The sequence below is a fragment of the Brachybacterium sp. p3-SID1565 genome, from assembly GCF_025143785.1.
In the GTDB taxonomy this organism is placed as follows: Bacteria; Actinomycetota; Actinomycetes; order Actinomycetales; family Dermabacteraceae; genus Brachybacterium; species Brachybacterium epidermidis.
In genome coordinates this window covers 1-13,486 of sequence record NZ_JAMBDS010000015.1, presented here as the reverse complement: position 1 = coordinate 13,486, position 13,486 = coordinate 1, and the positions used below count along the sequence as shown (strand labels likewise).

Below are 13,486 nucleotides of genomic sequence, written 5' to 3'. Positions count from 1 at the left end.
AGAAAGGCACCCCCATGACCGACGCCACCGAACACCGCACCCCTGCTCCCACCTCCGCCGAGCTGTTCGAGCGGGCCCGCAGCGTGATCCCCTCGGGCGTGAACTCCCCGGTGCGGGCCTTCGGCTCGGTGGGCGGTACCCCGCCGTTCATCGTCAGCGCCGAGGGAGCCCTGCTGCGCGATGCCGACGGCCGCGAGTACGTGGACATGGTGGGCTCCTGGGGGCCGATGATCCTGGGCCACGCGAACCCGCAGGTGGTCGAGGCCGTGCGGGAGGCCGCCGGCAAGGGCCTCAGCTTCGGTGCCCCGCAGCCCGGCGAGGTGCTGCTGGCCGAGGAGGTCACAGCGCGGGTGCGCCCCGTCGAGCAGATCCGCCTGGTCAACTCCGGCACGGAGGCCACCATGAGCGCGCTGCGCCTGGCCCGCGCCGCCACCGGCAGGGACGTGGTGGTGAAGTTCGCCGGCTGCTACCACGGGCATGTGGACGCCCTGCTGGCCGAGGCCGGCAGCGGGGTCGCCACCTTCGCCCTGCCCGGCTCTGCCGGAGTCACCGCCGCCACCGCCAAGGACACCGTGGTGCTTCCCTACGGCGACCGGGCGGCCCTGACCGAGCTGTTCGCCCAGCGCGGCGGGGAGATCGCCGCGATCATCACCGAGGCGGCACCGGCGAACATGGGCGTGGTCCCGCCGCCGGAGCAGGACGGCACCGGCTTCAACCGCTTCCTGGCAGAGACCGCGCACGCCGCCGGGGCACTGCTGATCTCCGACGAGGTGCTCACCGGGTTCCGGGCGAGCCGCGAGGGCCAGTACGGCATCGACGGCGAGGGGTGGGAACCGGACCTGATGACCTTCGGCAAGGTGATCGGCGGCGGACTGCCCGTGGGCGCCTTCGGCGGCAGGGCCGAGCTGATGGGCCTGCTGGCCCCCGCGGGTCCCGTCTACCAGGCGGGCACCCTGTCGGGGAACCCGCTGGCCACCGCCGCGGGCCTGGCCACGCTCGACGGGCTCGACGAGAGCGCCTACCACGCCATCGGCCGCGCCGCCGATGTTCTGAAGTCAGCGGTCTCCGAGGCCCTGACCGCCGCGGGCGTCCCGCATGTCGTCCAGTCCACCGGCACTCTGTTCTCGGTGTTCTTCCGGGAGGCGCCGGTGCGGACCTACGACGAGGCGAAGTCGCAGGACACCGATGCCTTCGGACGTTTCTTCCACGCCATGCTCTCCCAGGGCGTGCATCTGCCGCCGAGCGCCTTCGAGGCCTGGTTCCTGTCCACCGCGCACACCGACGACGTCCTCGATCGGATCATCACGGCCCTGCCGCAGGCGGCCCGGGCGGCGGCACAGGGCTGACCTCCCCGCCGGGCTCCCGAGCCCCGGTATGCGATCCTGGCGGGGCGCCGCGGCGGGGGACGGCGGCGCCCCGAAGGAGGGGATCGCGATGATGCACGACCGACGGCCGCCGCGGCGGCGCCTGCTGCTGAGCGGCGCCGCACTGCCGGCGGCACTGGCCATGAGCGGCTGCGGGGTGGACCTGCCGCGTCCTCCCGGTCTGCCGGGCCTGCCCGGCCTGCCGCGACGGAGACGCCCGCGCGACGGTGCCGTCACCCGATGCCTGGACGGCGGTGAGCAGGTCCCCGAGGAGTACGAGGACACAGTCCCCGACGGCACGATAGTGGACCCCGCACCGGCGAAGCCGGACAACAGGTTCCTGCGGCGCGGCCTCGCCCTGTCGCCGGACGGCAGCCTGATCACCGCTCACCGCACCGACCAGCAGGCCCCGTTCGAGACCTAGGGCGGCCTGGTCGTGTGGAGCACCGCCGACGGCGCCGTCGCGCACGAGCTCGAAGAGCGCGCCGGCGGGCCGGTCGATTGGCTGGCGGACGGCGAGCACCTGGTCGTCGGCCACCCGCGGTACGCCAGCGTGCTCTCCATCGACGGCGAGGTCCTCACCCACCTGCTCGGCCACGATCTGACCGACGACCTCGCCTCCATGTCAGCGGTCTCCGTCTCGCCCGACGGGTCTCGCCTCGCGACCCTGGGCAACGACGACACGGTCCGTCTCTTCACCGTCGACACGGAGACCTGCAGCGGCGACGGGACGCTGCAGCTCGAGCAGGACGACGATCCGAGCGCCGTGCTCTGGAGCGCCGACGGGAGCCGCCTGCTCATCGGGGCGGCCCGCTCCAGCTACGAGGGCGCGCCGGACAACGCCCCGCAGTGGTGGGACGCCGACAGCGGCGAACGGATCGGCCCCGTCGAGGGGGCGACGGGCCGTGTGTTCGCGATCGCCCTGCTCGAGGACGACACCGTGCTGGCTCTCGCCGAGGACCCGAGCGTCGTCCAGGTCATCAGGCCCGGCGGCACGGTGGACACGGGGCCCGAGCTCACCTCCGGCTGGTTCGGGGACCTGGTCGCGGGTCCCGGCGGGAAGGTCGCGGTCACCGACCGTGCGGACACACTGCTGCTCTGGGACAGCGTCCGGGGCGAGGTCGAGGAGCTCCCCCGCGAGGAGACCACCCAGTGGTGCTTCTCACCGGACGGCAACACCCTCTACGGCCTGTCGCAGGCCCAGGGCGTCATGGTCTGGGACGGTTCGGACTGGGCGGCCTTCGAGACGCCCTGAGACCGCCGTCTCGCCCCTGCCTCGAGGTGGTGGGTCCGGTGGCGCGCGATCAGCCCCCGCTGACAGCACATGGTCGATGCACAGGGCGAGCAGCCACACCAGGGCGGCGCACCTCCCCCGTCACCACGAGCAGGCCGAGGACGGCCAGTGCGAGGACGCCGGAAGCGACACCGACGAGGACTGCGATGACCGTGAATGGAGCCTGCCCGAAGGTCTCCGAGAGGAACATGTCGCTCTTCTCGAGGCCCTCGGGCCGGTGCCGGTTCAGATCGATGGCCGCGAGCATGACCATGACCAGCAGGGTCGTGACGGCGACCAGCAGCGCCAGCGGGCGCCCCCCCGAGAGCCGGGTCAGCCCCTTGTTGAGGGCCGGGAGGACAGAGGCGAGGGCAACGAGCACCTGGGGCTGTCGCTCCCGCCGCCTCGATGCATCGGTCAGGCCTTGCGGACCAGCTCGGCGATCAGATCGGCCTGCATGAGCGAGTTCGCCTTGACCTCAGGCAGGTGCTGATCGAGCTTGGCCTGCACCTCGTCGCGACGGGCCTCAAGGTCGGCGAAGCGCTGGGTGAGGTGCTCGGGGGTGAGCTGGTCGTGACCGAAGGCCCACTCCTCCAGCTCGAACATCTCCAGCACCTCGCGGTACTTGTGGCTCCAGCCGATCACCAGGGTGGGCACGGCCATCGCCAGGGAGGAGACCATGGCATGGAAGCGGCTGGCGACGAACAGGTGGCAGCGACCGATCAGGTAGCGCAGCTCCTGGGAACTCAGCTCGCGGTCCACGAACAGCAGGTCGTTGCCCATGCGCAGGCGACCGTTGATCTCGGTGCACAGCGGCAGATCGTTGTTGTGGGTCTTGGTGGTGCCGGTGCGCACGCTGTGCGGGATCAGCAACACCTTCTTGCCCTCGGCGCGGAGGTGCTCGATGAAGGAGACCATCTGGCCGATGTAGTCGCCGCCGCGGGCGTCGACCTTCTTCTGCAGCACGACCGAGGGGCAGACGCCGACGACGTCGCCCCTGTCGAAGAAGGACAGGTCCAGATGGCGCGAGACCGACTCGGCCTCGGTGCCGTCCATCTCCAGGGAGAAGGCGTAGTCGGCGCCGGCCACGATGTTGGTCAGGCCCAGGCCCTCGGCGTACTCGTGGGTGATGCGACCGCGGGTGACAGTGCAGGCGGCCTTCGGGAGGAAGATCTTCGAGACGATCCGGTTGATCGGATTCTTGAACGGGCCGACTGCCTGCGCGCACTTGAACACCGGGGTGCCGAGGTTCAGGGCTGGCAGGATCGAAGCCACGTTGTAGAGCAGGAACTTCTCACGGCCGTCGGTGAATGTGATGCCGCCCTGGTCCAGGAGGACGTCGGCCTCGGCCAGGGCGCGCACGGCCTTGTCCCGGCGCAGCAGCGGACGCAGCGGCGGCAGCAGACGGTGGAGCAGGGCGAGAGAGTTAATGCGCACACCGAGGGTGGCCGGGTCGGCCTTGACGATCTTCAGGTTCGGGTAGTGGTTCTGTGCGTCGTCCTCGGCCGGGTACATGCTCAGCAGTGTGAACTCGACGTCACCGAGACGGTCGGTGAGCGTCTGCACGGCGGACTCGAGCATGGCCGAGGCACCCTTGTTGCCGGACAGGGCCGAGCCGATGATGGCGATGCGGTGGGTGGTCATGGACGCGTCTCCTTCGGGAGGGTTCTGCGGGTGATCAGGTAGATGAGAGCGACGAGGGCGTCGCCGATGGTGGCCAGGAGCCGTGCGAGCAGCGAGATGATCACGGCCTCGGGGACCGGGACGTACTGGCTGAGGACGATCACGATGACGGCCTCACGCACACCCAACCCGCTGGGCACCAGGATCGCCAGGATCCCGATCGCGCCGGCGAGGGCGTAGGCGGCGCCGAAGGGGAGCCAGTGGGCGGGGGTGATGTCACTGACGGTGTGGGCGATCAGCACGAAACCGACGCCGTTGACGACGCGCGGCAGGATGAACTCCAGCGAGGACAGGGCCGCACGCGGGGCACTCAGGAAGTATTCGCGCGGGATCTCCTGCTTGAGGACCTTCTTCGCCGGGATGCTCATGAGCGCCCGGAACGCCGGCGGGTACAGGAGCACGATCGCGGGGATCAGCACCAGCAGCGGCGCCAGCATCAGCGAGGCATTGGAACCGAAGACCTCGGGGCCGATGCTGATCAGCAGGATCACGGCTGCCGGCACGATCGAGGCGAGCTGCAGGAAGATGTTCTCGTACAGGAAGGTGATCACCACGAGGGTGCGGCTGATGCCCTTCTTCCCAGCCCAGATCACCTTGTTGGCCACGGATCCGACCTGCCCGGGGATGTACTTCAACACCCAGGAGAGGCATTGGACGGCGATTGCCTCGCGGTGGCTGAACTGGGCGTCGCGGTCGAGCCAGCGCAGGATCCTCCCCCAGGCGACACCGGTGACCGGGACGGCCAGGGCGAAGGCGAGGGTCGCCAGCACCCACTCCCAGGAGAAGCCGATGTCCTTGGCGCGCACCGCCTCCCAGTTGTCGATCAGGGAGCGGGAGAACAGCCAGCCGACGGCGCCGACCACCAGGATCGTGACGACCCAGCGCAGCGCCTTCTTAGTCGCCGGCGGCTTCTTCCGCCCCGGAGCGGGGGCCGACGAATCTGCGCCGTGCTCCCCCGAGGGGGAGGACTGTGAGGGGGTGATGGCCACGTCAGTCGTTGTACCGGCGGAAGGTGTCGAGCTCCTTCTTCGCGGAGTACGGGACGAGCGCGTCCGGATCCGCGTGGCCGAAGGCGATCAGCATGACGACACGATCGGAGACGGCGAGCTTCAGGCGCTTCTGCATCTTGGCCTCGAGCGGCTCGAAGTCCGGCCAGTTGATGACGCAGGAGCTCAGGCCTAGGGTCTCCAGGCCGAGCATGAACTGCATGGCCGCCAGCGAACTGTCCACATAGATGGCGTGGCGGTCACGAGGACTGAAGTAGGACTCGAGCTTGCCGACGACGACGGCGATCGCGGGCACATTCTGCGAGTAGCCGCCGGTGCCGAAGGGGATGCCGGCGATCTCCTTGGCCAGCGCCGGGTCATCGTAGATACGGAACTCGTAGGGCAGACGGTTGCAGGCCGTCGGCGCCTGGCGGGCCAGCAGCAGCGCACGATCGATCAGGTCACGCTCCACACGGCGCTGTTCGAACCAGCGCACGGAGCGCCGCTGCATGACGAGCTTCTCGAGCGAGTCGTAGTCGATATCGCTGAGCTGCTCCTTCGGATGCGGGATCTTCCCGGTCTCGACGCCGTCGTGACCGGCCGCCTCGAAACGGGCACGGGCATCGTGGATGCGGGGATCATCGCCGGTGGCGACCCGGAAGTACTCGGCCAGGACGTCGTGTGCCCACTCCATCTCCGCGGTGTCCATGGTGCCGGGGGCGGTGCGGCACTGGCGCGCCGCTTCCTCGTAGAACTCGATGGTCTCCGTGATGTAGTCGCGGGCGAACACATCGCGGCGCGGCCGCATGATCAGACCCTTCTCGAGCCGGTGGATGTTGCGGCGCAGCTCGACATGGGTGACGCGATCGCGGTGCTTGTTGCGGTAGTAGTTGCGGCGTCCGCGCAGGACGGCGCTCTGTTCCCGGTTGAAGGTCAGGAAGCTGACCACGAAGAAGAGATGGGTGAGGACGCGACTGGATCCGAAGGTCTCCAGGAACGCACGATTCACGGTCTCGTAGACGCGGCGGATGGCGGTGATCGCCAGCAGCTCCTTGGCGATCGCCTTCAGCTTCTTGAGCACGGGGACTCCTGATCAGTCTTGCTCGGGGCCGACGGATGCGGGTCCCCTCCGGGCGGCCCCTCCCCTTCGTGCGATGCACGACGACGCGCGCCAACGGGTCAGCAGGCCGTTGAGATCGTATCTTGGAGGCCCTCTGGTTCCGGGGGGTGACGCGCGTGATCTGTGCGGACCTCGTTGAGGTCCTGTGAGGCCGGCGCCGGAACCGCGCTTGGTCTCAGCTTCGCCCGAGCACCTCGATCGCCATCTCGTAGAAGCGCAAGAGGTCGTCGGACGCGTTCTCCCAGGAGAACCTCTCAGCCTCCGCCGGAGCGTTGGCCCGGATCCTCCTGCGCCGCCTCCTCGATCGCGGAGACCGTGCGCCTCACCCGGGCGATGGCCGGGTCGTCCGGACGGTACTCGCGCTGGGCGTCCTTGAGCAGCTCGTCGGCCTGGTAGAAGGCGTCCTCGAGGCGCCCGGCGACGGCCGTGGCCTCGGCCAGCTCGCACCGCAGCTCGATGGCCTCGGCGGTGGTGGCCTCCTCCCCGGTGGAGAGCAGGTTCAGCAGGGCGAGCGTGGCGTCGTGGACGCGCTGCTGGGGCGTGCTCATCATTCATCTCCCGCGGGGCGGTGGGGCATCGGCTGCCATCGATCCTACGGGGCACAATGGACCGCGTGACGTGCTGTCGGAATGGGAGGAACACATGAGCGAACAGTCCTCGAAGCCCGTCCTGGTGCCGAGCCCTGCAGGTGAGGGTCGGGAACTGGTCGCGCGCCTGCGCGAGCTCGGGCACGAGGTGGACCACGCCCCCTTCGTGGAGCTGCGGATGAACCGCGACAGTGACGCCAAGCATGCCGTGGCCGCACTGATGGAGGGCCGGTTCACGCAGCTGGTGCTGGAGGGGCCCCGCGCGGTGGACCTGGTGCTCTCCTACGCCGATCTGCAGGATGCCCGAGACACCGGCGGCAACCCGTCCGACGGGGAGTCGGACCCCGCCTCGGAGGACCCGGACGCCCCCGGCCGTCCTGTGCTCGCGCTGCCGCGCGGCACCGAGATCACCGCCATCGGGGAGGACACAGCGGCGGCCCTCGCCGAAGTGGGCCTGGAGCCCACCCGCACGGTCCCGGCCCTGGACGCGGGGGCCGGCCTCGAAGTCCCTGCCGCGTCACGGGAGGGCGAGGAGCTGCTGCTGATCACCTCGGCCACGGCCCCCGCCTCCCTGACCGGGCAGCTGCAGCAGGCGGGGTACGCGGTGACGCGGGTGACGGGCTACCGTCCGGTGCCCGTGGGGCTGGACCCCCAGGTGGTGCGCGATCTGCGGCTGGCCGGGTACAGCTCCGTCGCGCTGCCCGGCACCTTCCTGGCAGACCTAGCGGGCCATCTGGGCATCCACCGAGACATTCGCGTGGTCACCTTGCACGCCGGGGCGACCAAGGCCGCGGAGGCCCGCTCGCTCGTGGTCCACGGCCAGGCCACCGAGCCCACCGGGGCGGCACTGGCCGAAGCGATCGACAGGGCCGTGGCCGGGAGCTGATCAGCCCCCGGCCGGAACCGGCTCAGAATCTCCGCGTTTCCACAATGATGCGGTCACCGCCCTCACACACGACCGCCATCGTGATCACAGGACCCCCGACCCCTGCGCCGTTAAAGCGGCGTACGGAAGGACCCCTGCCTCACGCCTCCACACCGGCGTCGACAACGTCATGACCAACTAGACCTAGACTGAAAGCGATTCCGCCCTCCTCACCAAGGATGTGATCCCGTGAGCTTCCCGGACATCATGGAGGCCTACGCTCTCGACCCACCGCTGAGAATCTGATCGAGCTGCATCGGGCGATCATGGCGGCACCGAGCTACGACCCGATGGTGATGATCGCCGGTTCTGTGGCGCCGCTCGCGAAGGCCGGGGAGCACCAGGCGATCGTCGACGAACTGTGGAGGAAGATGCCCGGGGCCTGCCTCTCCCCCACCGCACACATGCACCTTTCCCTCGCCTACGCCAATCTCCCCCACCCCGGAGCAGCAGGCGGCCTATGACGAACAGATGGAGCAGTACCGGAACCAGGCCGTCGAGGTCGATGCCCGCACCGCGGCATACGAACAGGGCAGCGGACTGTCCGTCGAGGAATTCAAGCGGATCCGAGACAAACCATGACGCCCCCGTGCCGTTCAGCCCGATACCGTGACCCCGTGCCGCTGCTCACGCGTCGGGCCCTCACCCTTTCTGCGGTGGGTGTCACAGCCCTCGCGGCCTGCACCCCCCGGCGCAACGAGAAGGACGATGAGGAGGACTCCGTGACGACGTCGGAGGGCACCTGCCACCCCGCTGCGAATGCCCCCCAGGGCGAGAACCCCTATGGAGGGTTCCGGATCTCTCCCGACCAGCTCGTCTCACCGGAAGGACTGGCCGTCGCACCGGATTCGTCATTCGTCGCAGCAGGTCTGGAGCACACAGCCCCGGACTCCCTGTCCGTGGAGGACTGGGGCACGGCGATCTGGGACACTGCGTCGGGCGATCTCCTCACAGTGACGGGCAACCATCGTCGAGGTCCGCTCGCATGCCACCCCTCCGGCGACATGCTCGCTGCCGCAGGGCGGTCCCAGATCGACATCCTGGGCAGAGACGGCGCACTGCAGTGGACTCTCACCGGGCACTCCCTCGGCTCGGACGAGGACCGCAGGATCGTCGACCTCGCATTCAGCCCCGACGGGGCTCTCCTGGCCTCGCTCAGCACCGAGCGAACACTGCGCCTGTGGCGGTTCCGGGAGGGGGCGTGCGAGGCCGGTGAGGTGATCGACCTCGGTGACCTCATGCCGGCGTCGCTGTCCTTCTCGCCGGACGGCACCGAGCTGGCCGTCGCCGGGGCCACGGGCCCAGTGCAGATCTGGTCGGTCGGTGACGTCGAGCTCCTCCGCACCGTCGAGGCGCCGGAAGGGTCGCCGCTGGGCGTGGCTCACCTGTCCGACGGCTCCCTCGTGATCAGCAGCTACGAACCCGCTGCACTGGCGGTGGTGGACCCCTCGGGTGCCGTGCGCCCGGGGCCTTAGCCCGCGGCTGAGCGCCCGTACGGCCTCAGCGTCTCCCCCGGGGACGTCGTCGCTGTGTCCGGTGATTCCGGCAGCACCGTGACCGTCTGGGACGTGCACGGTGGGCAGCACAGGAACCTGCCCCCGGCACGCGGGTCGGCCCATTGCGTGCAGTGGGCTCCCGACGGCTCCGCGCTGTACGCGGTCAGCTGGACTTTCGGGGTGCTGCGCTGGGACGGCACGCAGTGGTCGCTCCTGCAGATCCCCTGATGTCGGCGGCGATGAACGACGCTCCGTGGTTCCGCTGCAGGGCGAACTCAGAAATCGCGCGCGTCCACCACGATGCGGTCCCCGCCCTCGCACACCGCGGCCATCGTGATCACCAGGCCGTCGGCGGTGACTGGCCGGATCGTGTCGGTGGGATCGGCCGTGAGGGTCATGCCCAGCAGGATCCATCCGTCCGGGCACTGTCCGGCCTCGTCCTCCAGGGGCTGCACGATCACTCCCCGGATCACCTCGTCGTCCGCGCGGGTCCCCGCCGGGCTGTTCATGGGACTCGTGCCCTCCCCCGTGAGGGGGTCGACCCCGCCTCCATCCGAGACCGCGGCGACTCGCGAGGCAGCGACGAGCTCGGCCACCGCCTCCTCCCCCACCACCATGACGGACTGCCGCCAGTAGTCGTCCTGGGCCGGGATCAGCTCCCGCTCGTCCGGCTCGGTGAAGGTCCCGGCGAGGGACATCCCCGATTCCACCTCGAGATCCGGGAACTGCTCCCGGATCTTCTCCGTCCCGTCGATGAGGTCCGAGGGGGTGTACCAGCGCTCGTTGACCGGGTCTCGCACCGGGTCATCCGGTCCGGCCGGCCGTTGCCCTTGGCCGATCCCGATGCCCGGGAGGCACCCGCTCAGCATGAGCAGCCCGGCCATGGCAGCCACCGCACGCCCGGTCCTGGTGCGCATATCCCCCATCCCCTTTCGTCGCGGTTGTCGCAGTGGTCAGCGTAGCGCCGCTCGCGCACCCGCCAACCCTCGCTCCGCGTCCAGCTCCGCCCCGCCGTGCGCGAGTACGCTGAGCGGCGATGGAGATCAACCCCTACGAGTCCCGCCTGCGAATGCTGCAGCAGATGGACGGCGTGCAGATGCAGCGCGAGGCCGCACCCGACGACGAGACGGCAGGCTGCCCGGGGTGCCCCTACTTCTGGACCTGCCCCGTCCCCCACAAGGGCGAAGAGGTGCGAGCCCCACAGGAGATCGAGCTGGAGGACGTCGCCGATCAGCTGCCTGCGCGGGGCGAGTACCGGCCCCGGGACGAGTCCGACATCGGTTGGACCGACGTGTGGATCGAGGACGACGACATCGACGACGACTCCGACGGAGCCGTCGACCCCGGCACGACCGACGGCTCCCCGGGAGCGGATGATGCCGACGAGAAGGCCGAGGAGCTCCGAACCGATCCGGAGCCCAGCCCGGCCCTGCACGGCAAGCGCGCCGGTGAGCGCCGCTCCCTGTTCCGTCGTCGTCGCGATTGAGCGTCACCCGTACCGTCTTCACTTGCCGCCGGGCTCCCGTGAGCCCGCTCAGTACCGCGGCGCGTGCATCCCGATCGCCATCTCGTAGTACCGCAGCAGGTCGTCCGAGGCGTTCTCCCAGGAGTACTTCTCGGCCTCGGCCCGAGCGGCGGTGCGGATGCGCGTGCGGAGGTCCGCATCGGCCAGGCGGTGGATCGCATGGTCCAGGCTGGCTTCGTCGCCGGAGTCGAACAGCAGCCCGTTCTCCCCGTCGGTGACCTGCTCCAGCGTGGGGCCCGAGCGTGCTGCCACCACGGGCAGACCGGAGGCCATGCCCTCCAGGATCACCAGGCCCAGGGTCTCGGTGACCGAGGGGAACACGAAGGCATCCGCACTGGCGAAGGCACTGGCCAGTTCCTCGCCTTCCATGAACCCGGGGAACACGGTGGAGGTGCCGGCGAACATCTGCTCGAGCTCACCGCGGAACGGGCCGTCGCCCACGATCGCCAGGGCCACGTCGTCGCGCCGGTTCATCAAGGGCCGCAGCCTGTGGATCTCCTTCTCCGCAGCGAGCCTGCCCACGAACACCAGCAGCTTCTTCTCCGGATGCCCCTGGGTGAGCCTCTCCCGCATCTGTCGGGAGGCGAAGCGAGGGTGGAAGGTGCCGGTGTCCACCCCGCGGCGCACCACGTGCAGGTTGTGGATGCCCTGCTCCGTGAGCTCCTGTTTCATGGTCTCGGAGGTCGCGAGGTTGACGTCCGCCAGCGCGTGGTTGCGCTTGATCTGCCACCACACGGGCCGCTTGCCCCACGACCACGCCCGGTACAGGTCCAGGTAGCGCGGCAGGTGCGTGTGGTAGCTGGCCACCAGGGGGATGCGCTGCCGCTTGGCGGCGTAGGCGCCGGAGGAGGCCAGCAGCAGCGGCTGGGCGGCATGGACCACGTCAGGGTGGAAGCCGCGGATGATGCCGTCGACATTGGGGCTGGGCAGGGTGAAGCGCCGGTGCTTGTAGAACGGCAGCGTGACCGGCCGGATGCCCACCACCCGGGCCCCGTGGTGCTCGGTGACCCCCAGGTCAGGAGCCACCACCATCACCTCGTGGCCCAGGTCGGTGAACCGTTCGACGGCGTGGCGGAGCCTTGTCACCACGCCGTCGACGGACGGCAGGAACGTCTCCGTGACGATCGCGATCTTCACGGACTCGTGGTCACTTCCAGGTGACGGTGGGCAGCACCAGCTCGCGCTTGACGCGATCGGTGTTGTTCTGGGCGATCTTCAGCACCTCGGTGAGGTGCTCGTCGGTCAGCAGGTGCGGCTCCAGGCCCAGGTCCAGCAGGTTGGTGTTGACCGCGTTGTAGTAGTGGTCGTACTTCTCCACACGCGGGTTCTCGAGGTGGTCGATCGCCACCTCGGTGCCCAGGTCCTTGGCGACCTTCTGCACCTTCTCGGCCAGCTCCTGCACGGAGAACTGCTCGGTGAACTGGTTGAACACCCGGAACTCACCGCGGTCGGCGGGGTTCTCGCAGGCGATCTCGATGCAGCGCACGGTGTCCTGGATGTTCAGGTAGCCGCGGGTCTGGGAGCCGTTGCCGTACACGGTCAGGTCGTGGCCGATGGCGGCCTGGATGATGAACCGGTTCAGGGCCGTGCCGAACACGGCGTCGTAGTCGAAGCGGTTGACCAGGCGCGGGTCCAGGCGCGTCTCCTCGGTCTCCAGGCCGTAGACGACGCCCTGGTTGAGGTCGGTGGCGCGGATGCCCCAGATGCGGCAGGCGAACATGATGTTGTCGCTGTCGTGCACCTTGGTGAGGTGGTAGAACGAGCCGGGCTGCTTGGGGAACGGCAGGCGGTCCTTGCGGCCCTTGTGCTCGATCTCGATCCAGCCCTCCTCGATGTCGATGTTGGGCTGGCCGTACTCGCCCATGGTGCCCAGCTTCACCAGGTGGCAGTCGGGGGCGTAGTCCTTGATCGCCCACAGCACGTTGAGGGTGCCCTCGACGTTGTTGCGGTGGTTCTCGATCGCGTGCTCGCGGTCGATCATCGAGTAGGGGGCGCTGCGGTGCTCCGCGAAGTGCACGAAGGCCTCGGGCTGCAGCTCCTGGAACAGGCCGGAGACGGTCTCGTAGTCGGTGAGGTCGCCGACCTTCACGGCGATGTCCTTGCCGGAGACCTCCTTCCATGCCGCCACCCGCTCCTCGAGCGGCAGGATCGGGGTGACCGAGTTCGAGCCCAGCTCGTCGTCGATCTCACGGCGTACCAGGTTGTCCACGATCGTGACCTCGTGCCCCTTCTGGGAGAGGTACAGGGCAGTGGGCCAACCGCAGAATCCGTCTCCGCCGGCGACGACGATCTTCATCTTTCGAGTCCTCCAAGGGGTCGCGTCCGGCCCGGTGCATGCACATGGCCAGAATGGGGTGAACTGTGTGCCTGCTCCTAACGTATCTGGTCACCGTGCATCCAGGTGGGAGCAGGCTCAAAGAGGACCGAAGCGCAGGTGAACAGCCGAAGAACAAGCAGTGGCCAGCGGTGCAGCGCCAGTCACGCACGGGCCATGCGACGCCCGCACCAGCACCAGCACCAGCACCAG

15 protein-coding genes are annotated in these 13,486 nt (G+C 69.2%); 7 read left to right on the top strand and 8 right to left on the bottom strand.

Annotated elements, in window-relative coordinates; genetic code table 11:
- Nucleotides 1–14 precede the first annotated feature (14 nt).
- From hemL to M4D54_RS05460, 3 genes are all read left to right on the top strand, one after another.
- Entirely contained in the window at nucleotides 15–1,346 is a 1,332-nt protein-coding gene (gene hemL / locus M4D54_RS05470; protein ID WP_193865234.1) for a glutamate-1-semialdehyde 2,1-aminomutase, read from the top strand.
- An 88-nt stretch (nucleotides 1,347–1,434) separates the two neighbouring features.
- The gene (locus tag M4D54_RS05465) at nucleotides 1,435–1,788 is read left to right on the top strand and encodes a hypothetical protein (RefSeq protein ID WP_193865233.1); all 354 of its coding nucleotides are present in this window, start codon (nucleotides 1,435–1,437) and stop codon (nucleotides 1,786–1,788) included.
- A gap of 12 nt (nucleotides 1,789–1,800) precedes the next feature.
- Entirely contained in the window at nucleotides 1,801–2,619 is an 819-nt protein-coding gene (locus M4D54_RS05460) for a WD40 repeat domain-containing protein (protein ID WP_193865232.1), read from the top strand.
- Nucleotides 2,620–2,668: 49 nt separating this feature from the next.
- On the opposite strand, the gene M4D54_RS05455 is transcribed toward M4D54_RS05460, so the two are convergent.
- The 5 genes from M4D54_RS05455 to M4D54_RS05435 form a co-directional block, all read right to left on the bottom strand.
- The gene (locus tag M4D54_RS05455; RefSeq protein ID WP_193865231.1) at nucleotides 2,669–3,019 is read right to left on the bottom strand and encodes a hypothetical protein; all 351 of its coding nucleotides are present in this window, start codon (nucleotides 3,017–3,019) and stop codon (nucleotides 2,669–2,671) included.
- A 35-nt stretch (nucleotides 3,020–3,054) separates the two neighbouring features.
- Nucleotides 3,055–4,281 (bottom strand): polysaccharide pyruvyl transferase family protein, encoded by a 1,227-nt coding sequence (locus M4D54_RS05450; protein ID WP_193865230.1) that lies wholly within the window; start codon nucleotides 4,279–4,281, stop codon nucleotides 3,055–3,057.
- Nucleotides 4,278–5,309, bottom strand: a complete 1,032-nt coding sequence (locus M4D54_RS05445) for a lysylphosphatidylglycerol synthase domain-containing protein (protein WP_193865229.1) — start codon at nucleotides 5,307–5,309, stop codon at nucleotides 4,278–4,280. The genes M4D54_RS05450 and M4D54_RS05445 overlap by 4 nt, the downstream gene beginning before the upstream one ends.
- A 1-nt stretch (nucleotide 5,310) precedes the next feature.
- Complete coding sequence (locus M4D54_RS05440) at nucleotides 5,311–6,387, bottom strand: nitroreductase family protein (protein ID WP_193865228.1); 1,077 nt, start codon at nucleotides 6,385–6,387, stop codon at nucleotides 5,311–5,313.
- Nucleotides 6,388–6,680: 293 nt separating this feature from the next.
- Complete coding sequence (locus M4D54_RS05435) at nucleotides 6,681–6,974, bottom strand: hypothetical protein (protein ID WP_193865227.1); 294 nt, start codon at nucleotides 6,972–6,974, stop codon at nucleotides 6,681–6,683.
- A gap of 94 nt (nucleotides 6,975–7,068) precedes the next feature.
- On the opposite strand from M4D54_RS05435, the gene M4D54_RS05430 reads away from it, so the two are divergent.
- From M4D54_RS05430 to M4D54_RS05420, 3 genes are all read left to right on the top strand, one after another.
- A complete protein-coding gene (locus M4D54_RS05430; protein ID WP_259890651.1) occupies nucleotides 7,069–7,899 on the top strand; it encodes a uroporphyrinogen-III synthase in 831 nt (276 codons plus the stop codon).
- 305 nt (nucleotides 7,900–8,204) lie between these two features.
- Complete coding sequence (locus M4D54_RS05425) at nucleotides 8,205–8,402, top strand: hypothetical protein (protein ID WP_193865225.1); 198 nt, start codon at nucleotides 8,205–8,207, stop codon at nucleotides 8,400–8,402.
- Nucleotides 8,403–8,555: 153 nt separating this feature from the next.
- Nucleotides 8,556–9,413 carry a WD40 repeat domain-containing protein gene (locus M4D54_RS05420; RefSeq protein WP_193865224.1) on the top strand — a complete coding sequence of 286 codons (858 nt, stop codon included), beginning with the start codon at nucleotides 8,556–8,558 and terminating at the stop codon, nucleotides 9,411–9,413.
- A 296-nt stretch (nucleotides 9,414–9,709) separates the two neighbouring features.
- On the opposite strand, the gene M4D54_RS05415 is transcribed toward M4D54_RS05420, so the two are convergent.
- Complete coding sequence (locus tag M4D54_RS05415) at nucleotides 9,710–10,351, bottom strand: hypothetical protein (protein WP_193865223.1); 642 nt, start codon at nucleotides 10,349–10,351, stop codon at nucleotides 9,710–9,712.
- A 119-nt stretch (nucleotides 10,352–10,470) separates the two neighbouring features.
- Between M4D54_RS05415 and M4D54_RS05410 the strand changes: the two genes are divergently transcribed.
- Entirely contained in the window at nucleotides 10,471–10,920 is a 450-nt protein-coding gene (locus M4D54_RS05410; RefSeq protein ID WP_193865222.1) for a hypothetical protein, read from the top strand.
- A 48-nt stretch (nucleotides 10,921–10,968) separates the two neighbouring features.
- On the opposite strand, the gene M4D54_RS05405 is transcribed toward M4D54_RS05410, so the two are convergent.
- Both M4D54_RS05405 and M4D54_RS05400 read right to left on the bottom strand, forming a co-directional pair.
- The gene (locus M4D54_RS05405; RefSeq protein WP_193865221.1) at nucleotides 10,969–12,096 is read right to left on the bottom strand and encodes a glycosyltransferase; all 1,128 of its coding nucleotides are present in this window, start codon (nucleotides 12,094–12,096) and stop codon (nucleotides 10,969–10,971) included.
- Nucleotides 12,097–12,106: 10 nt separating this feature from the next.
- A complete protein-coding gene (locus M4D54_RS05400) occupies nucleotides 12,107–13,255 on the bottom strand; it encodes an NAD-dependent epimerase/dehydratase family protein (protein ID WP_259890650.1) in 1,149 nt (382 codons plus the stop codon).
- Nucleotides 13,256–13,486 lie beyond the last annotated feature (231 nt).

Coding starts and splice junctions, on each gene's coding strand:
- hemL (WP_193865234.1), top strand. CDS start 15: ATGACCGACGCCACCGAACACCGCACCCCTGCTCCCACCTCCGCCGAG.
- M4D54_RS05465 (WP_193865233.1), top strand. CDS start 1,435: ATGATGCACGACCGACGGCCGCCGCGGCGGCGCCTGCTGCTGAGCGGC.
- M4D54_RS05450 (WP_193865230.1), bottom strand. CDS start 4,281: ATGACCACCCACCGCATCGCCATCATCGGCTCGGCCCTGTCCGGCAAC.
- M4D54_RS05435 (WP_193865227.1), bottom strand. CDS start 6,974: ATGAGCACGCCCCAGCAGCGCGTCCACGACGCCACGCTCGCCCTGCTG.
- M4D54_RS05430 (WP_259890651.1), top strand. CDS start 7,069: ATGAGCGAACAGTCCTCGAAGCCCGTCCTGGTGCCGAGCCCTGCAGGT.
- M4D54_RS05425 (WP_193865225.1), top strand. CDS start 8,205: ATGGCGGCACCGAGCTACGACCCGATGGTGATGATCGCCGGTTCTGTG.
- M4D54_RS05415 (WP_193865223.1), bottom strand. CDS start 10,351: ATGCGCACCAGGACCGGGCGTGCGGTGGCTGCCATGGCCGGGCTGCTC.
- M4D54_RS05410 (WP_193865222.1), top strand. CDS start 10,471: ATGGAGATCAACCCCTACGAGTCCCGCCTGCGAATGCTGCAGCAGATG.
- M4D54_RS05400 (WP_259890650.1), bottom strand. CDS start 13,255: ATGAAGATCGTCGTCGCCGGCGGAGACGGATTCTGCGGTTGGCCCACT.